The organism is Kitasatospora sp. NPDC059462, from assembly GCF_042749955.1.
Taxonomy (GTDB): Bacteria; Actinomycetota; Actinomycetes; order Streptomycetales; family Streptomycetaceae; genus Kitasatospora.
This window is the reverse complement of the sequence record NZ_JBHYUU010000171.1, coordinates 1-17,430: the sequence shown is the minus strand read 5'-3', so window position 1 is coordinate 17,430 and position 17,430 is coordinate 1. Positions and strand designations below refer to the sequence as shown.

Genomic DNA, 17,430 nt, shown 5'->3' with positions numbered 1-17,430 from the left:
ACCCCGGCCGGCGGCCGCCCGGCGGCGTCCGGTGCTCCGGTCGGGGCGGGTGGGAACTGACATGGCCGTCATCGCGGTGGTCGGCGCTCCGGGGGCACCCGGCGCGACCACGACGGCGCTGGCGCTGCTGCTGGCCTGGCCGCTGCAGCCCGGCCGCCGCGTCCTGCTCGTCGAGTGCGACCCGGACGGCGGCGCCGTGCTGGCCGGCGCCCTGGAGGGCCGGGTCGAGGCGGTCTACGGCCTGCGCAACCTCGCCGTCGCCGACCGGCGCGGGCTGCTCGCCCAGGCCCTGTGGGAGCAGCTGATCGACATCTCGCCCGAGGGCACCGCCGAACGCCTGCTGCTGCCCGGCCTCACCGACCCCGTCCAGGCCCCGGGCCTCGCCTACACCTGGGAGCCGCTGGTGGAGGTGCTGCGCGCGCTGGAGCCGCAGGGCTACGACGTGATACTCGACCTCGGCCGCTCCGGCGCGAGCGGCACCAGCGCGGTGCTGGCCCGGCGCGCCGACGTGGTGGCCGCCACGGTGCGCACCACCCTGCGCGGGCTGAGCGCCGTCCGGCCCCGGCTGACCGCGCTCGCCGAGGACCTCGCGACGGCGGGCACCGGCGCGGACGCGCTCGGCCTGCTGCTGATCGCCGAGGGGCCGTACTCGGGGGCGGAGGTGTCCCGCGAGTTCGGGCTGCCGGTGCTCGGGGTGCTGCCGCACGCGCAGCGCACCGCCCGGGTGCTCTCGGACGGCGGGGACGTCACCGACCGGCGGTTCGTCCGCTCGGAGCTGATGCGGACGGCGCGTTCGGCGGCGGACGAGATCCAGCTGACGGTCCGCCGGCGCCGGCAGCGGCTCGCGCCCGCCCAGGCGCAGCCCGCGCAGCTCGCGGCCGGGACGGCGGCACTGGCGGGAGCGGCGGGAGCGGTCGCCCCGCAGGCCCCGGCCGCCCAGGCCGCGTCCCGGGCCGGCGCCGCCGGGTACGACTACGCCCGTCCGGCCCGGCCCGGGCAGACCGTCGAGCCGCCGCAGCCGGCGCCCGCGCCGTCGTACCCCCAGGCTCCGCAGTCCCCGCAGGCCCCGCAGTCCCACCCGCCGCAGCAGACCCCGCAGCAGCCGTACGGCCCGGTACCGCCGGTGATCACCACCGGTCCGGTGGCACCGCTCGCCGGGCTGGCGCCGCAGCCGGCCGCCCCCGCGCCGTTCCCCGGGCACGGCGGCCCCGGGCACGGCGGCCCCTCGTACCCGGGCGCGCCGGAGCAGGCGCAGCCGTACCCGAACGCCCAGCCGTACCCCGGACCGGCCGGCCCCGCGCAGCCCCCCGCGGGGCAGCCGTACCCCGGGGAGCCCTTCCCCGGACATTCCCACCCCGGACAGTCCCACCCCGGGCAGCCGTACCCCGGCACCCGGCCCCACCACGAGCCCGTCGACGGGGAGGTGCTCCGTGCGCGGTAGCCCGCTGCACCAGCAGCCCGCGGCCGACCCCGCCGCGCTGCCCTGGACGACGCCGCTGCCCGGTCCGGTCCACCCGGTGGCACCCGGCCGGGTCGCCCCGGCCGGCCGGCCGCAGCCGCACGCGGCCCCGCCGCAGGCCCCGCCCCCGGCCGCCGCCACCCCGGCGGCGCCCGCCGCGCCCGGCGCCGCGCCCACCGCCGTCCCCTCCCAGCTGCCCTCGCTCGACCTGCGCGGCGCCGGCACCCGCCCGGCCGTCGACCCGCAGGTCGCGCGCGAGCTCAAGCGCCAGGTCGCCGCCGAGCTGCATCAGCAGATCACCCGGCTGACCGCGGGCTCCGGCACCGAGCCGGACCGCGCCACCCGCCGCCAGCGCGGCCGCGCGCTGATCGAGGAGGCCGTCGCCCGCTGGTCCGACGCCTACGCGCAGACCCACGGCATCCCGCCCACCCGGGACCAGGACCGCGCGCTCGCCGAGGCCGTCTTCGACCTGCTGTTCCGGGCCGGCCGGCTGCAGCCCTACCTCGACGACCCGGAGATCGAGAACATCCTGATCAACGGCTGCGACGACGTCTGGGTCTCCCGGGTCCACCAGCCGCTGCGCCAGGTCCCGCCGGTCGCCGACAGCGACGCCGAACTCGTCGAGCTGCTCCAGGACCTCGCCCGCCAGCACGGCGGCGGCGAGCGCACCCTGTCCACCGCCAGCCCGACCCTCGCCCTGCGCCTGGAGGGCGGCATGCGCCTCCAGGCGCTCACCGAGGTCACCCCCCGCCCCTACGTGGCGATCCGCCGGCACCGGGTGGCCTCCGCGACGCTGCCCGAGATGGTCCGGCTCGGCACCCTGGATGCCACCCTCGCCGCGTTCCTGGCCTCGGCCATCCGGGCCCGGAAGAACGTGATGATCACCGGCACCCAGGGCGTCGGCAAGACCAGCCTGCTGCGCGCGATGGCCGCCGAGATCCCGCCGGACGAGCGGATCGGCACCCTGGAGTCGGAGTTCGAGCTCTGGCTGCACACCCTCGGCCACCTGCGCCAGGTCGTCCCGATGGAGGCCCGCGAGGGCAACGGCGAGCGGGTGGACGGGCGTTCGGCAGGCGAACTGACCATCGGCGACCTCATCCCGGCCGCGCTGCGGATGACCCTCTCGCGGATCATCGTCGGCGAGGTCCGCTCCGGCGAGGTCGTCCCGATGCTGCGCGTCATGACCAACGGCGAGGGCGGCTCGATGTGCACCCTGCACGCACGCGGGCCGCACATGGTCGTCGACCGGATCGCGGAACTCTGCCTGGAGTACGGCTCGCACATGACCGACGCGCTCGCCTACCGGCTCACCGCCAACGCGGTCGACCTCATCGTGCACGTGGCGATGGTCGACGAGACCGCCGTCGGCGGTCGCCGGCACCGCTTCGTCTCGCACGTCCTGGAGGTCACCGGCCTCGGCGAGAGCGGCCGGCCCGCGCTGAACACCGTGTTCGGGCCGCGCCCCGACCTCGGCGAGCCGCGCGCCGTCCCGCACACCCCGCCGCAGTGCCTGGACGACCTGCGCCGGGCCGGCTTCGACGCCGCGCTGCTCGGCTCCCGGTACGGCAGCTGGGCCGCACCGCTCCAGCTCCGGATCGGCGGTGGGGCCCGATGATGCCGCTCTTCGTGCTCTGCGGCCTGGCCGTCGCGGCGGGCCTGGTCGTCCTGGTGGTCTGGGCGCGCGGCAGCGAGCCGGCCGAGGACCAGGAGGCGTCCGAGCCCAACCCGCTGGCCTCCCGGCTGCACGTGTTCTGGTACGGCGCGCCCGGCACCGCCTCGCACCGGGTCGCCCGGCTGCGCCGGATCCAGCTGCCGCTGGCGCTGATCGGGGCGCCGCTCGGCTGGCTGTTCACCGGCATCCCGCTGAGCGCGCTGCTGGTGCCGCTGGCGGTGTTCGGCCTGCCCTGGCTGTTCGACGCCACCCGCTCCGACACCGACCGGATCGAGCGGCTGGAGGCACTGTCCGAGTGGACCCAGCGGATCGCCGACGTGCTGCTGCTCGGCGTCGGCCTCAACCAGGCCATCGTCACCAGCCGGCGCACCGCGCCCGCGCCGATCGAGGCCGAGGTCGGCGAGCTGGCCGCCCGGCTGCAGGCCCGCTGGCGGCCGGAGGAGGCGCTGCGGCTGTTCGCCGACAGCATGGCCGACGCCACCGCCGACAAGGTGCTCGCCGCCCTGCTGCTGCGGGCCGGGGACAGCGGGCCCGGCCTGGCCCGGGCGCTGTCCGACATGGCCGATTCGGTGCGCGAGGAGGTCCGCCAGCGGCGCACCATCGAGGCCGACCGGGCCAAGCACCGCACCACCATCCGCTGGCTGGTCGGCATCATCCTGCTGGTCGTGGTGGCCGGCTCGTTCAACACCGAGTACACCCGCCCGTACGGCACGGTGCTCGGGCAGATCGTGCTCGGCGTGGTCTGCGCGCTGTTCGTCGGCGTGATCGCCTGGATGCGCGCGCTGGCCGCGTACCCGCCGGTGCCCCGGCTGCTGGAGATGGACCGGCGCAGCCGTCCCGGCCGGGCGCTGCGGCGCCGGCGCGGGCCGGGCGCCGCGGAGGGCGCGGACGGTGCGGGCGGCGGGCCGGAACCCGGCTCCGCGGCCGGGGCCGACGGCGGCGCGCGGCTGCTCGGGGAGGTGCGATGATCTCCCCCTGGTCCGTGCTGGCCGGCGCCGTGGCGGCCGGCGGTGTCGCCATGCTGATCGCCGAACTCCGGCCCGCGCCGCCCGACCTGGGCCAGGCGCTGGACCGGCTGCACCGCACCCCGGCCGACCGCACCCCCGACCCGGACGAGCGGCCGCGCTGGTTCGACCGGATCGGCGAGCGCTCCGTCACCCTGCGCGGGGTGCGCATCCCCGAGCGGGAACTCGCCCTGATCGGCCGCACCCCGGCCCGGTTCATGGCGCACAAGCTGTTGTTCGCCCTGCTCGGGCTGGTGCTGCCGCCGTACCTGGTGGTCGCGGCGCTGCTGCTCGACATCGACCTGCCGTTCGCACTGCCGCTGGTGCTCGGGCCGCTGCTGGCCGGGCTGCTCTGGTTCGTCCCGGACGGGATCGTGCGCGGCGAGGCCAAGGAGGCGCGGGTCGAGTACCTGCACGGCATCGCCGCCTACCTGGAACTGGTCGCGATGGAGCGGGCCGCCGACCTCGGCCCGGCCGAGGCGCTGCGCCGGGCCGCGGCGGTCGGGCGCGGCGCGGTGTTCCGCCGGATCCGTGACGCGCTGGACCGGGCGGCCACCGACCGGCTGCCGCCGTGGGCCGGACTGGACGCGCTGGCCGTGGAGCTGGGCCTGACGCCGCTCCAGGACCTGGCCGACATCATGCGGATCTCCGGCACCGACGGAGCGGCCGTCTACGACACGCTGCGGGCCCGGGCCAAGGGCCTGCGCGGGGAGTTGATGGCCGAGGACCTCGCCCGGGCCAACGCCGACAGCGAGCGGATGGTCGCGCCGGGCTCCGCGCTGACCATGCTGATGACGGTCTTGATCATTTTCCCCGCGCTCTACAAGATGCTCAACTGAACCGCCACGTCGCGGAGGTCAGTGCCTCCGTCACCACACCACACCTCCTGGGAGCACCTGATGAATGCTCAGCTCAAGTCGCTGGCCGGACGATTGGCGGCCACGGCACTGCTGCCGATCCAGTTCGCCCTGCTGCTGTTCCACTTCCGGATGGGCCGGGTCAAGGCCGCCCGGGCGCGCGGCGACAAGGGCGCCATCAGCATCGAACTCGCGCTCGCCGTCATCGCGCTGGTGTTCATCGCGGGCCTGGTGACGGTCGCCCTGGTCAGCCTGAAGGACAAGGTCGTCACGAAGGTCAACCAGGAGCCGGCCTACCCCGGCGGGGGTGCGGCCACCCCGTGATCCGCCGTCCTCGCCTCCGTCGCGGCGACCGGGGGTCGATGAGCCTGAGCCTGGCCATCGTCTTCCCGGTCGTCCTGATCCTGATCCTGGCCGTCGCCCAGACCGGGATGTGGTGGTACCACCGCCAACTCGCGCTGAGCGCTGCCCGCGAGGGCGTGGACGCGGGCCGGACGCAGGGGAACCGGAGTGACGAGCAGAAGAACGAGGCGGCGCGCCGGCAGGCCGGCGACTTCCTCGACCGGCAGGGGGACACCGACCACCGGGTCGTCACCGACGGCAGTTCGCCGGTGCTGATCCGGGTCACCGTGGAGGTGAAGGCGCCGGTCATCGTGCCGTTCATCACGCCGCCGACCGTCACCCAGTTCGCCGAGGCCCCGCGCGAGCGGTTCGTTCCGCCGGTGGTGGCCCCGTGAGCGTCATGCGGTGGTCGCGGTCCGTACGGGTACCCGGGCGTGCGGGCGGGCGTGCGTCCGGGTGGGCGGGCGTGCGTCCGGTCGGCTGGGCGCGCCGGTTCGCCGCGCGCCCGCCCGGTGGGGCGACGCGCGGGCGCGACGGCGGCAGCGCCGCGATCGAGGCCGCGATCGTCGCGCCCGCCGTGGTGGCGCTGATCCTGGTCGCGGTCGCGGCGGGCCGGGTGCAGACCGCCGGCGGCACGGTGGAGGCGGCGGCCCGCTCGGCCGCCCGGACGGCCTCGCTGGCGCGCAGCGTCGACGGGATGGACGGCGCCGCGAAGGCCGCGGCGGAGCACGCCCTGCGGCAGCAGGGGGTGCACTGCCGGAGCAGCAAGGTGGACGTCCGGCACGGCGAACTGGTCAGCCACGGGGTGACGTTGGCGACGGTCGAGGTGACGGTGCGGTGCGAGGTCGGCCTGGGCGATCTGGTGGGCGGCCCGAACCTGCCGCTCTCGAAGACCCTCACCGGGCGGTTCGTCTCGGTGGTCGACCGCTACCGCGGTCAGTGAGCGGTATGCGGGATGATGATGTGTCAGGTCATGGTGCGGGTGGTGACGGTGTTGTGAGGACGAGCGGGCCGGACGGGGATTGGGGAGCCGTCGGGCGGGGGAGACGCATGCGGAGGGCGCCCGGGGGAGGGCGGACGGACCGGTGGGGAGGGAACGCCATGGCACGCGGACGCGCGGTGCGGCGGTTCCGCCGCGCCCGGCTCGGCGGACCCTTCGGCGGGCGCACCGACAGGGGCGCGCTGTCGATCTTCGTCGCCATGTGCGCGGGCTACGTGGTGCTGGTCATCGCGCTGGTCATCGACGCCGGCGGCAAGCTGCGGATGGCGGAGCGGGTCGACGGCTACGCCCAGGAGGCCGCCCGGGTGGGCGGTCAGCAGCTCGACGAGGCCGCCCTGCTGCAGGGCCAGGGCTACAAGGTGAAGCGGGCGTACGTCGAGGAGGCGGCCAACAGCTACCTCAGGCTGTACGGCCTGAGCGCCCGCACGGTGGAGTTCCTGGACGACGGCGCCACCGTCCGGATCACGGTGGAGGCCGAGTTCCGCCCCGTCATGCTGGGCGATCTCGCGAAGCGGAAGGTCACGGGCCGGGGGAGCGCCACCCTGGTCCACGGAGTCAAGGAAGCGGAGACCGACTGATGGCCGCGCCACGCGTCAAGGACCAGACCCGTGCCGGGCGTCCGGCCCGGGGTGTGCCCACCACCACCCCCGCGTCCGGCCGGCGGCCGGCACCGAGGCCGCCCCGCCGGGCGGGCGGCGGCCGGGGCGGAGCCGTGCTCTCCGCGCTCGCGGCCCTGATCACCCTGCTCGGCCTGCTCGGCGGCGTGCCCGCGCTGCTGCTGTACGGCACCCGGGCGGTGCTCGACATGGGCGAACTCGCCCCCGACGGCCTCGGCGCGCTGCTGACCAGCCCCGACGACGGCCGGCTGTTCCTGTGGCTGCTGGTGGTGGTCGGCTGGATCGGCTGGGCCTGCTTCGCCCTCTCCGTGCTGCTGGAGATCCCTGCGCAGCTGCGCGGCCGGGTGGCCCGGCGGATCCCCGCCTTCGGCTGGAGCCAGCGGGCCGCGGCCGGCCTGGTCGGAGCTGTCATCGCGCTGCTGCCGGTGGCCGGCGGCGCCTTCGCCGCCACCGCCGAGCACCCCCAGTCGGCCACCGCCGCGACCGCCCAGGTGGCGGCCGGCGCGCAGCGTGCCGCGCTGACGGCCGCGCAGGCCGCGCCCTCCCTCGCGCCCGCCGCCGAACCGCAGGCCGCCTACACGGTGCGCGACAGCCGGCCCGCCGACAGCCTCTGGTCCATCGCCGAGCGCCAACTGGGCTCCGGCGAACGGTGGGTGGAGATCGCCAAGCTGAACGACGGCCGGGTGATGGACGATTCGGGCACCCGCTTCGACGCGGACCGGCCGATCCAGCCCGGCTGGAACCTGCTGATGCCGGGCGACGCCAAGCCCGACGACGCGAAGGCGCCCGCCCAGGCCCCGGCCCCCGCGCCGGCCACGACGCCGCAGGCCGGTACGGCCCAGGGCGGCGGCACCGTCACGGTCAAGGAGGGCGACAGCCTCTCGGCCATCGCCGAGCGGACGATGGGGGACGCCGAGGCCTGGCCCCAGCTGTTCGAGGCCAACAAGGGTGCCCAGGCGCCGGACGGCGAGCGGCTCACCGATCCGGACGTCGTCGCGCCGGGCATGGTGCTCACCCTGCCCGGGGCGGCCGCCCCTGCTCCGGCCCCGGCCCCCGCGCCCGCTCCGGCCCCGGCCCCGGCTCCCGAGCAGTCGCCCGCGCCGAACACCCCGGCGCCCCCGGCGCCCGCCGCCGAGGCTCCCGCCCCCGCGCAGCCGTCCGCCCCCGCGCAGACGCCGGCGCCCGCGCAGCCGTCCGCGCCCGCCGCGCACGGTGACGCGCAGGCGCCCGCCGCGCACGCCGAGCAGGCTCCGGAGGACGACTACACCGTCGCCCTCGCCGCCTCCACCGTCGGCGTGCTGCTCGCCGCGATCATGGTCGGCGCCGTCGCCCGCAAGCGCGGCGGCCAGCTGCGCGCCCGCCGCCCCCGGCACCGCATCGCCCTGCCGGCCGCCCCCGCCGCCGCCTTCGAGGCCGAGCTGAAGGCCCGCCAGGACGACGCCGGGCTCGACCTGCTCGACCGCGCCCTGCGCAGCATGGCCCGCAACACCGTGCGCGGCGGCAAGCGGCTGCCCGCGATCGTCGCCGCCCGGATCACCCCCGGCCGCACGGTCGAGCTCCACCTCTCCGGGGCCGCCGCCCCCATCGCGCCGTTCCGCGCCGCCCACACGCCCGACATCTGGTGGTGCGCCGCCGACTCCGACGGCCTGCTCTCGCCGTCCCAGGCCCGCAAGACCGCCGCCCCCTACCCGGCGCTGGTCACCCTCGGTTCGGCCGCCGACGGCTCGGTGGTCCTCGCCGACCTGGAGACCGTCCGGCTGCTGCACCTCTCCGGCCACCCGGACGACGCCCGCGACGTGCTGCGCACCCTCGCCCTCGAACTCGCCCACAGCCCGCTCGCCGACCGCCTCCACCTGCACCTGGTCGACCTCGCCGAGGAGGTGCCGATCAGCGGCCCGGCCGCCGAGCGGATCCACCGCCACACCACCCTGGAGAGCGCGCTCGCCGCCCTCGGCCCGCGCACCGCCAAGGCCCGCGCGACGCTGGTGGCGGCCGAGGCCGCCAGCCCCCGGGACGCCCGCAGCCGCGGCCTGGCCGACGAGTCGTGGGTCCCCGAGATCGTGCTCTGCGCCCACCAGCCCGGCGGGGAGGTCCCGGCCGAGCTCGGCCGGCTGCTCGACGCCCGCCCGCGCACCTGCGTCGCCGTGGTCACCCGGGCGCCCGAGCGCGGCACCGGCCCGGTCGCCCGCTGGACCCTCCCGGCCACCGGCCAGGCCACCATCCCCGGCCTGCACGTCACCCTGGAGCTCCAGCGCCTGACCACCGGTCAGTACGAGCAGGTGACCGAGCTGCTGCGGACCGCCGACGACGCCACCCAGCACCCCGCCCCCGCCTGGACCCTGGACGGCGAGGAGCTGGAGCCGGCCGACCTGCCGGTGCCGGTGCTCGCGGCCGTCGGGGCCGCGAGCGGCCCGGGCCCGGACGGCCCGGCGGGCTTCTCGCTCGCCGCGCTGGACGCCGCGCTCGGCGGGCCGGACGACGGGGACGACCCGGACGGGGACTCCGACGACGGCCCGGGGGCGGCCGGGCCGCGCCTGCTGGCCCGGGTGATCGGCACCGGCGCCAGCCCGTTCGCCGGCGCCGGGCCGGCGGCGCTGCCCGCCCCGCGCCACCTGATCAACGGGCTCGGCCGCCAGGCCGGCGGCTCCGCCGCGCCGACCGGCCCGGCGGCCGCGTTCCCGGTGCCGGTCATGGGGCCGGCCGCGGTTCCGAGTACGGTCCCGAGCGCGGTTCCGCGTGCGGTTCCGGCGGTGCCGGAGAGCTTCGACGGGGACGAGACCACGCAGAACCTCGGCCTGCCGGGCGCCGCGGAGCCCGTCGCTCCCGTCGCTCCCGTCCAGCCGGTCGCCCCGGTGGTCCCGGACCCGACGCCCGCCCTCGACGCCGCGCCCGTCCCGGCCACCGTCCCCGCGCCCGAGCCGGCCCCGGCCCCGCAGCCGGAGCCGCAGCCCGAAGCGGTGCCCGAGCCGGTGCCGACGCACGATCCGGCCCCGGCACCCACGGCCACCGACCCGCGCGTCCCCGCCCGCCCCGAGCCCGGCCCGGCCGCGACCGCCCCGGTCGCCCGCACCGCCTCCGGCCGCAGCGACAGCGACGACCTGCTCGCCATCCTCCGCTCCCCGGAGGCGCACGCCACCCGGGCCACCCCCCGGATCCGTCTGCTCGGCCCGGTCGACGTCGCCGGCACCGGCGGCACCGCCGAGCCCGGCGCGGTCGTCCGGCTCACCGAACTCGCCGCCTACCTGGCCCTGCGCCCCGGCGCCGACCACACCGCCCTGGACCACGACCTGCACCCCGGCGCGGCCCACCTCGACCCGCACCCCACCGCCGCCGACGGCCGCAGCCCGCTGCCCGACAAGCTCGCCGACCTGGCCGCCTGGCTGGGCACCGCGCCGGACGGCCGGCCCTTCCTGCCCACCGACTCGGTCGAGGGCTACACCTTCGCCCCCGCCGTCACCTGCGACTGGGACGAGTTCCGCAGCCTCTACCGGCGCGGCATGCGCAGCACCAGCGCCACCGCCGACGCGGCCCTCGCCCACGCCCTGGCCCTGGTCCGCGGCGCCCCGTTCGCCGAGGCCCCGCCCGCCTCCTACGGCTGGGCCGAGAGCGAGCGGCAGGACATGATCGCCGCGATCGTCGACACCGCCCACGAACTCGCCGCCCGCCGCCTCCAGTACGGCGACCACCGCAGCGCCGAGGCCGCCGTCTTCCGCGGCCTCGCCGTCGCCCCGGACGTCGAACTGCTCCACCGTGACCTGTTCTACGCCTACGCCTCCGCCGGCGCCCGCGACCAGCTCCTGCGCGCCGTCAACCGCCTGGACGCCCTCAGCCGCCGCACCGGCCGCGACCTCGACGCCGACACCGTAGCCCTCCTCCGCGACCTCCTCGCCGGCTCCTGACCCGACTTCCCGCTCCACCTCCATCGCCGCCGCCCGGGCCCCCGCCCGGGCGGCGGCGTCCTGCCTCAGAAAGTCGCCCCACCCGACTTCCTGCTCCACCCAGCCCGCCAAACGCCGCCCACCCGCCCTTCCTGCGGGCCCAAGCTGGAGTGAGAAGTCGGCCCACCCGACTTCCCACGCTCGCCGGGCGGATGGTGAAACGTTTCCCCTTGGTGCCGGCCCACCTGGCGTCCTGGCCGCATGGCGCAGGAAGTCGGCCCGCCCGACTTCCTGTTCCGTCTCCGCGAAATCCGGGCCTGTTCACCGCCCGGCCCCGGGCTGGAGTGGGAAGTCGGCCCCTCCGACTTCCCACGCTCACCGGGCGGTTGGTGAAACGTTTCCTCTTGGTGCCGGCCCACCTGGCGTCCTGACCGTATGGCGTAGGAAGTCGGCCCTTCCGACTTCCCACGCTCGCCAGGCGGATGGTGAAACGTTTCCGCTTGGTGTCGGCCGGCTTGGCGTTCTGGCTGTGTGGCGTAGGAAGTCGGTCCGTCCGACTTCCTGTTCCGTCTCTGCGGAATCCGGGCCTGGTGGCAGTCCGGTCCCGGGCTGGAGTGAGAAGTCGGCGCATCTGACTTCCTGCGCTCGCCGGGCGGTTGGTGAAACGTTTCCGCTTGGTGTCGGCCGGCTTGGCGTTCTGGCTGTGCGGCGTAGGAAGTCAGTCCGCCCGACTTCCTACGCCCATGCCCCGTGTGGCTGCCCGGTGAGTCTTCCCGTGCCTGGCCGGCCGTGGTGGCTGTGCCACGGGTGGGGCGGAAGCGGTCGTGGATCGGTGGCCGGAGTGGGAAGTCGGCTCGGCCGACTTTCTGTGTGCGGTCGGCCTGGCGGGCGTGAGTTGCTTGGGGGTTTCCCGCGGGCCCCTCCTGTGGTGCTGGGCTGGAGTGGGAAGTCGGGCGGGTGATGGAACGGTTCTGCTTGGTGCCGGGCCGACGTTCTGCGCCGGCGGTCCGGCGGTGTGCCGGTTGGGAGGGGGAAGCCGGCGGGAAGTCGGGTCGGCTGGTGATGAACCGTTTCTGCAGGGTGTTGGGGTGTGCGGGGGTGGGTGGAGTGGGAAGTCGGGCGGGCCGACTTTCTGTGGTGGGGGGTGGCGGCCGGGGGCAACGCAGACCCGGCCTGGATCGGGTGTGGCGGGATCTCGTAGGGTGGCGCACACGGTGTGGTGAGAGGCGCCACGCGGGGTACGAGGCAGCAGAACGCCGCTGAGCGGCGGGGCGGGGCGGTGACCTGGAGATGGCGGAGACGAGGGCGGTCCCCGGAGGCCCCGAGCCCGTACCGGACGCCGGGCCCCGCAACGCCTACGAGGAGCCCCCGCCCGGCCCCGCCGCCCTGTACGAGCCACCGCCCGCCCCCGGGCCGGTGCCCGGGCCGCCCGAGCCGTCCACCGGATGGACCGTCACCGGCATGCCCAGCCCGGCCCCGTTCATCGCCCCCGGCGCCACTCCCGCGCACGGGCTGCCCGGCTTCGGCGGCCTGGGCGGCGGGCCGCGCGGCCGGATCCTGGTCGTCGAGGGCGGCTACGGCACCTCCGGCCGCCGCACCTGGGGACGCGGCGGCCCGACGCAGGCGCCGGTGCTGTCCGCGATGCTCGCCGCCGTCTCCCCGCAGGTGCTGCTCGCGGCCGACGCCGTGGACGCCGTCCACCTGCCCGGCGCCAGCGACCCGCACACCGTCCTCGCCCATCTGCGGGCCGCCGCCCGGCACCCCGGGCCGCTGCTCGTGCACCTCGGCGGCCACCTCCTCGCGGACAAGCGCGGTGGCCAACTCCACCTCACCCTGCGGGACTCCAAGCCCGGCAGCATCCGTCAGGACGGCCTCGCCTGGCAGGCGATCGCCGCCGAACTGCGGCACCGCCCGGCGGACTGGCAGACCCTGGTGATCGCCGACCTGAGCGCCGACCAGAACGCCTGGCCGCTGCTCCAGGGTGCCCAGGGCACCGTCTCGCCGCTCGGGGACGGCCTGCCGCTGTGGGCCGTGATCAGCCCCGACCCGGAGCAGATCGGCACGTTCACCCGCGCGCTGATCGAGGCCCTGCACGGCGGCCGCCCCGGCGCCGAAGCCGTCCTGGCCCCGGAGCACCTGCGCCAGCAGGTGTACTCGGTGCTCCGCCCGGACGTGATCGTGCTCACCACGCACGCGCCGGACCGCCCGGTGTTCCGCAACACCGCCCGACGCGGCGAAGGCCCGTTCGCCGACGCCCCGGCCGCCGTGCTGCCGCGTCCGGCGGGGGCCCCGGAGGACGCCGCCTGGCCGGACGACCGGCCGTGGGGCGAGCCGCCGCGCGACGCCGTCCCCGGGGAGGCCGCCCCGCAGGACGCGGTGCCCCGGCCGGTCGTCACCCTGGACAAGCCGGCCGCTGCCCCCGCCGTGGCCGCGCCGGTGCCCGACGGACCGGTGAGCCTGCTGAAGCCCGGGATGCCGCCCACCCCGCCGCTCCCGCCGCACCCCGTGGACCTGGTGAAGCCCGGCGCCTGGCAGCCCCCGGCCCCCGAGCCCGCAGCGGAGCCCGAGCCCACGCCCGAACCCGAGCACTCGGAGCCCCGCGCCGACTACCGCGAGGTGATCGGCCGGATCGTCCGCAGCGCCGACGCGGGCGACCACGCGGCCGCCACCGACCTCGCCTTCGCCCTCGAACTGGAGGCGATCGCCGAGCACGGCCCGGTCTCCGCCCCGGTGCTGCAGGTCCGTCAGGTCCGCGCCCACGTCTCCCGCCTCGCCGGGCGGACGGCCGAGGCGGCCGACCTCTACCGCGAGGTCGCCCTCTCGCTGCTCCGCACCCAGGGCGCCGAGCACCCGGAGACCCAGCACGCGGCGACCAACGCCGAGGCCTGCTGGCGGGCGATCCGGGACCGCGCCGAGGCGCTCCGGATCGCCCCGGAGATCATCGAGCTGCGCGCCCACCTCCCGGGCCCGGACGGCCGCAAGCTCCGCGCCGCCGAACGCCACCTCGCCGCCCTCGCCGCCGCCGATCGCCAGGAGACCGAGCCCGCTCCGGCCTCGTAGGGCCGCCGGCTGCCCGGTCCCGGCCGACGGCCCGGGGCCGGGCAGCCCGGGCACTGACGGGCAGGCCACCGCCGAGAAGCCCCCCGTCGAACACCTCGACGCGATCGCCGACGGCGAGGTCGTACCCGAGGCCGGAGAGCCCGGATCCGGCCCGCTCAACCGCCAGCCGCACCCCGGTCGGCAAGGGGCCGAACACGTTGGCGAGGGCAAGGCCCCCGACCGCAGACCCGAGCCCCGGCGGCGCGCCACCTGCACCTGACGACAAACGTCGAGATCGCCTACACCTCGACCGACAGCTCCTGGCTCGACCGCATCGAGGCCCGGTTCACCGCGTTGCGCTGCTTCGCCCTCGACGGCGCCGACCACACGGGCCGCAAGGAACAGGTCAACTACTGCGTGCCGCCGTCGTCGAGTCCGGCGATGACTCTGACGTCCGCTTCGGACATGTCCAGGATCCCGGCGATCAGGCGGGCCTGCAGCACATTCGGGTGCTGCCCGTGGCGGAGCATGTGGATGGTGGATATCGACAGTCCGGCGGCCCTGGCCATGTCCCTGACCGAAATCCCGTGCAGGTCCATCAACCCGGTGAGAATCCGTCCGAACGGATGCGGCTCCGGCCGGCCGGCCGGGACAACGGCAGGGCCGATGACAACGTCACCCATCTTGGCCTGGAAACGGATCAGCCAGTCGTCCGTGAACCCGCCCTTCGCGACGAGCGGCAGGACGGTCATGTCCACGGGGTCCGGGGGATGCTTCTGGCCTGCCGATATGACACCGGGCCAGTACCTCAGTGCCGCAGTCATGTCCGCCGTCAGTGCGCGGTTGGCCGTTTCCACGGCCACACTCTCCCCAGTCGACGGAGCAGTCTCCCATGACCGGGCACACCACCCACATCCTGCGCTCAAGATTGACTCACGGCGGCGGAGTTCGACGGCCTCCTCGACCGGCTGGTGCGGCTGCTCGCGGTGACGCCCGGGGCCGAGCCCGTCGGGCAACTGGTACGGATGCTCGCCAGGGCCGCGCCGCAGGATCCGGAGCGGGCCCGCTCCCTGGCCTCGCTGCCGGCCGCGTGTCAGCGGCTGGCCGGTCTGGTGGCGGTGTTCGACGGGGGCGACGCGGCCGGTGCCGCCCCGGAGGAGTTGCGGGCCTGTCTGGTCCGAGGCCCTCGCCGCACCGGTGGCGAACTGGGTGGGCGAGGGTGAGCAGTCGGAGGCCCGCGTCGAGGCGCGGACCTTCACGCTCGCCGAGCCCCTGGCGCCGCGCGTGGTGCCGCACGCCCTCCTCGCACGGGGACCGGACTGCCTGGCGGATCTGGGGGAGCTGCCGGGGCCGGGGGCGAAGACCGCGTTCGGTGTGGTCGCCGTCGAGCCGGCCAGGGTCTGGCGGACGCGTCGCCGGCTGAGCTGGAGGACCACGTCCGCCGCTGCGCCTGGTACCGGTTCGCCGCGACGGCGACCGACTGACGGAGTGGGAAGGCCTCGGGCGAGTTGCGGAGCGTGGTGGTGCACGCCCGGCGCGCGGGGGTGCGCGCGTGGTGCGGTTCGAACCCGTGCCCGGGTGCGCCAGTTGGCTTCTCGGCTGCCCGTGAGGTGCGCGGAAGGGCCTCCGGCCCAAGGGAGTTGGGCATCAGAAGGGCCGCCTGCGGTCCGGCTGGACAACAGGCCCTGGAGGCGGACGGCGACTCGGATGCGGCGGGGGAGTCGCAGGAACGTAGGGGAACAGGCTTTCTCCCGCACTACGCTGACGATGCATTCGGCGGGCACGGTGCGTGCCTGCGCGTGAGCGGACAGTGCGGTGTGGTTCAGGGCCAGGGGAGGCCGAAATGGAAGAGGTTCAGGGCGTCGGCGAGAGTAGCGACGTCACGCGTCCGCAGTTGGACGAGGACCTGTCGGGGTTGTCGGACTTCCTGCGGGCGATCGGTCGACAGATCAAGCTGCTGCGCGAGCGAGCGGGGCTGACGCAGAAGGAGTTCGCCAAGGAGGTCGGCTACACCGAGAGCCTGATCGGTGCGGTGGAGCAGGGGAAGCGGACGCCGCAGCGGGAGCTGCTGGAGGCGGCGGAAAGGGTGCTGGACGCCGGCGGGCTGCTGCTCGTCATCGCGCAGGACATCGAGCGGGCGAAGGCCAGGGCGCGCGTGCGGCACCCCGAGTGGTTCCGGAGCTACGCCAGCCTGGAGGCCGCGGCGCTCGAACACCACGACTGGAGCTCGTTCCTGGCGCCGGGGCTGCTCCAGACGGAGGACTATGCCCGGGCTGTGTTCCGGATGCGGCAGCCGTTGCTGGCGGAGGAGATGGTCGAGATCCGGGTGGCGGCTCGGATGGCGCGACAGGAGATCCTCACCCGGTGGCCCCGCGCGGTCTTCAGCTGGGTGATCGACGAGGGTGTTCTGCACCGGCGGATTGGGGGACCGGAGGTGCACAGAAGGCAGCTCGAACGGTTCCTGGAGATCGGGGACGCCCGCGGTATGACGCTTCAGGTTATGCCGATGGACCGGGCCGAGAACGCCGGTTTGGACGGTTCGTTCATCCTGATCACGCCCAAGGGGCGCCCGCAGACCGGCTACATGGAAGTGCAGATGAACGGTAGGCTCATCACGGATGCGGAGGAGGTTCGTCTCCTGAACGTGCGATACGGCACCCTCAGAGCGCAGGCGCACTCTCCGCAGGAGTCCCTGTCCTTGATCGAGAAGATGCTGGGAGAGCGATGAGCAGCGATCTGGTGTGGTTCAAGAGCAGCTACAGCGGCGGCGAGGGCGGTGCGTGCGTCGAGGTTGCCGAGACCACCGAGTCCGTCCTGGTGCGTGATTCCAAGGACAAGTCCGGTCCCCAGCTCGCCTTCTCCCCGGCGGCTTGGCAGTCCTTCGTCGAGTTCGCGCAGTCGGTTTGATGAGCCACGATCTGCTGTGGTTCAAGAGCAGCTTCAGCAGCAACGAGGGCGGCGACTGCGTCGAGGTCGCCGAGACGGCCGAGTCGGTCCTGGTGCGTGATTCCAAGGACAAGTCCGGCCCCCAGCTCGCCTTCTCACCGACCGCCTGGCAGTCCTTCGTCGAGTTCGCGCAGTCGGTCTGACGGTGCGTGCGGCCGTCCGCCGGTCGGCGGACGGCCGCTCTGCCGCTCGGGTCCGGTTGAAGCCGGCCCACTGGTCAGGTCTTGCTGATGGAGAAGACGTAGCTGGTGCCGACGCAGACGTTGCTGTTGGGCGAGCCGGTCACAGCGTTCAGGGGGTAGGTGCCGTTGTCGTAGCCAAGGCAACCGTCGGTCAGGCTGCGACGGATGGCGTCCCACGCCTTGTCGGTGTCACAGTGGCCGACACCGATGCCCTCGTCCTCGATCTCCTCGACGAGCGCAGCAACCTCATCGTCGTCGGCGGCCGCGAGCAGGCGATCGGCGGTCTCCGCATCGATGGCGAAGTGGACTCCCAGGCTCATACGGCCCCCCCGTACAGATGCGGCAAGACCCATACCCCCAGCCCTGTCCTCCGTCGGCCCCTTGCGGCCGGCAAGGGGCCAACGGAGCTGTGTCGTGCCGCTCGGAGTGGGAAG

At 75.6% G+C, this 17,430-nt stretch carries 16 protein-coding genes and 2 pseudogenes; 16 read left to right on the top strand and 2 right to left on the bottom strand.

Annotated elements, in window-relative coordinates; translation table 11 throughout:
• Positions 1–61: 61 nt before the first annotated feature.
• The 11 genes and pseudogenes from ACFXAM_RS30950 to ACFXAM_RS30900 all read left to right on the top strand — a co-directional run.
• Entirely contained in the window at positions 62–1,441 is a 1,380-nt protein-coding gene (locus tag ACFXAM_RS30950; RefSeq protein WP_380296243.1) for a hypothetical protein, read from the top strand.
• Positions 1,431–3,074, top strand: a complete 1,644-nt coding sequence (locus tag ACFXAM_RS30945; RefSeq protein ID WP_380296242.1) for a CpaF family protein — start codon at positions 1,431–1,433, stop codon at positions 3,072–3,074. Before ACFXAM_RS30950 ends, ACFXAM_RS30945 begins: the two co-directional genes overlap by 11 nt.
• Positions 3,071–4,099 (top strand): type II secretion system F family protein, encoded by a 1,029-nt coding sequence (locus tag ACFXAM_RS30940; RefSeq protein WP_380296241.1) that lies wholly within the window; start codon positions 3,071–3,073, stop codon positions 4,097–4,099. Before ACFXAM_RS30945 ends, ACFXAM_RS30940 begins: the two co-directional genes overlap by 4 nt.
• Complete coding sequence (locus ACFXAM_RS30935; protein ID WP_380296239.1) at positions 4,096–4,974, top strand: hypothetical protein; 879 nt, start codon at positions 4,096–4,098, stop codon at positions 4,972–4,974. Before ACFXAM_RS30940 ends, ACFXAM_RS30935 begins: the two co-directional genes overlap by 4 nt.
• A gap of 60 nt (positions 4,975–5,034) precedes the next feature.
• Positions 5,035–5,316: a hypothetical protein gene (locus ACFXAM_RS30930; RefSeq protein ID WP_380296238.1), complete on the top strand. Its 282-nt coding sequence runs from the start codon at positions 5,035–5,037 to the stop codon at positions 5,314–5,316.
• Positions 5,317–5,354: 38 nt separating this feature from the next.
• Positions 5,355–5,729 carry a TadE/TadG family type IV pilus assembly protein gene (locus ACFXAM_RS30925; RefSeq protein WP_380296237.1) on the top strand — a complete coding sequence of 125 codons (375 nt, stop codon included), beginning with the start codon at positions 5,355–5,357 and terminating at the stop codon, positions 5,727–5,729.
• Positions 5,730–5,800: 71 nt separating this feature from the next.
• On the top strand, positions 5,801–6,277 hold the full coding sequence (locus tag ACFXAM_RS30920; RefSeq protein ID WP_380296235.1) for a TadE/TadG family type IV pilus assembly protein: 477 nt from the start codon (positions 5,801–5,803) through the stop codon (positions 6,275–6,277).
• A gap of 158 nt (positions 6,278–6,435) precedes the next feature.
• A complete protein-coding gene (locus ACFXAM_RS30915) occupies positions 6,436–6,912 on the top strand; it encodes a hypothetical protein (RefSeq protein ID WP_380296233.1) in 477 nt (158 codons plus the stop codon).
• Positions 6,912–10,850 carry a LysM peptidoglycan-binding domain-containing protein gene (locus ACFXAM_RS30910; RefSeq protein ID WP_380296231.1) on the top strand — a complete coding sequence of 1,313 codons (3,939 nt, stop codon included), beginning with the start codon at positions 6,912–6,914 and terminating at the stop codon, positions 10,848–10,850. The genes ACFXAM_RS30915 and ACFXAM_RS30910 overlap by 1 nt, the downstream gene beginning before the upstream one ends.
• A gap of 1,269 nt (positions 10,851–12,119) precedes the next feature.
• A complete protein-coding gene (locus ACFXAM_RS30905; protein ID WP_380296230.1) occupies positions 12,120–13,889 on the top strand; it encodes a hypothetical protein in 1,770 nt (589 codons plus the stop codon).
• Positions 13,890–13,944: 55 nt separating this feature from the next.
• Positions 13,945–14,273, top strand: a pseudogene (locus ACFXAM_RS30900) (hypothetical protein); the annotation flags it as partial.
• 5 nt (positions 14,274–14,278) lie between these two features.
• Here the strand turns inward: ACFXAM_RS30900 and ACFXAM_RS30895 are convergent.
• On the bottom strand, positions 14,279–14,725 hold the full coding sequence (locus ACFXAM_RS30895) for an XRE family transcriptional regulator (protein WP_380296229.1): 447 nt from the start codon (positions 14,723–14,725) through the stop codon (positions 14,279–14,281).
• Positions 14,726–14,824: 99 nt separating this feature from the next.
• Between ACFXAM_RS30895 and ACFXAM_RS30890 the strand changes: the two are divergent.
• From ACFXAM_RS30890 to ACFXAM_RS30870, 5 genes and pseudogenes are all read left to right on the top strand, one after another.
• Positions 14,825–15,091: pseudogene (locus tag ACFXAM_RS30890) on the top strand (DUF6183 family protein); the annotation flags it as partial.
• Positions 15,012–15,671 (top strand): DUF6183 family protein, encoded by a 660-nt coding sequence (locus ACFXAM_RS30885; protein WP_380296228.1) that lies wholly within the window; start codon positions 15,012–15,014, stop codon positions 15,669–15,671. The pseudogene ACFXAM_RS30890 and the gene ACFXAM_RS30885, both read left to right, overlap by 80 nt.
• 40 nt (positions 15,672–15,711) lie before the next feature.
• Positions 15,712–16,596 carry a Scr1 family TA system antitoxin-like transcriptional regulator gene (locus ACFXAM_RS30880; protein ID WP_380296227.1) on the top strand — a complete coding sequence of 295 codons (885 nt, stop codon included), beginning with the start codon at positions 15,712–15,714 and terminating at the stop codon, positions 16,594–16,596.
• Positions 16,593–16,775, top strand: coding sequence for a DUF397 domain-containing protein (locus ACFXAM_RS30875; protein ID WP_380296225.1), 183 nt, complete (start codon positions 16,593–16,595; stop codon positions 16,773–16,775). Before ACFXAM_RS30880 ends, ACFXAM_RS30875 begins: the two co-directional genes overlap by 4 nt.
• Entirely contained in the window at positions 16,775–16,957 is a 183-nt protein-coding gene (locus ACFXAM_RS30870) for a DUF397 domain-containing protein (protein WP_380296223.1), read from the top strand. The genes ACFXAM_RS30875 and ACFXAM_RS30870 overlap by 1 nt, the downstream gene beginning before the upstream one ends.
• Positions 16,958–17,031: 74 nt before the next feature.
• On the opposite strand, the gene ACFXAM_RS30865 is transcribed toward ACFXAM_RS30870, so the two are convergent.
• Positions 17,032–17,316 (bottom strand): DUF1877 family protein, encoded by a 285-nt coding sequence (locus ACFXAM_RS30865; protein ID WP_380296221.1) that lies wholly within the window; start codon positions 17,314–17,316, stop codon positions 17,032–17,034.
• Between the last annotated feature and the right edge of the window lie 114 nt (positions 17,317–17,430).

Coding starts and splice junctions, on each gene's coding strand:
- ACFXAM_RS30950 (WP_380296243.1), top strand. CDS start 62: ATGGCCGTCATCGCGGTGGTCGGCGCTCCGGGGGCACCCGGCGCGACC.
- ACFXAM_RS30940 (WP_380296241.1), top strand. CDS start 3,071: ATGATGCCGCTCTTCGTGCTCTGCGGCCTGGCCGTCGCGGCGGGCCTG.
- ACFXAM_RS30935 (WP_380296239.1), top strand. CDS start 4,096: ATGATCTCCCCCTGGTCCGTGCTGGCCGGCGCCGTGGCGGCCGGCGGT.
- ACFXAM_RS30930 (WP_380296238.1), top strand. CDS start 5,035: ATGAATGCTCAGCTCAAGTCGCTGGCCGGACGATTGGCGGCCACGGCA.
- ACFXAM_RS30925 (WP_380296237.1), top strand. CDS start 5,355: ATGAGCCTGAGCCTGGCCATCGTCTTCCCGGTCGTCCTGATCCTGATC.
- ACFXAM_RS30915 (WP_380296233.1), top strand. CDS start 6,436: ATGGCACGCGGACGCGCGGTGCGGCGGTTCCGCCGCGCCCGGCTCGGC.
- ACFXAM_RS30910 (WP_380296231.1), top strand. CDS start 6,912: ATGGCCGCGCCACGCGTCAAGGACCAGACCCGTGCCGGGCGTCCGGCC.
- ACFXAM_RS30905 (WP_380296230.1), top strand. CDS start 12,120: ATGGCGGAGACGAGGGCGGTCCCCGGAGGCCCCGAGCCCGTACCGGAC.
- ACFXAM_RS30880 (WP_380296227.1), top strand. CDS start 15,712: ATGGAAGAGGTTCAGGGCGTCGGCGAGAGTAGCGACGTCACGCGTCCG.
- ACFXAM_RS30875 (WP_380296225.1), top strand. CDS start 16,593: ATGAGCAGCGATCTGGTGTGGTTCAAGAGCAGCTACAGCGGCGGCGAG.
- ACFXAM_RS30870 (WP_380296223.1), top strand. CDS start 16,775: ATGAGCCACGATCTGCTGTGGTTCAAGAGCAGCTTCAGCAGCAACGAG.
- ACFXAM_RS30865 (WP_380296221.1), bottom strand. CDS start 17,316: ATGAGCCTGGGAGTCCACTTCGCCATCGATGCGGAGACCGCCGATCGC.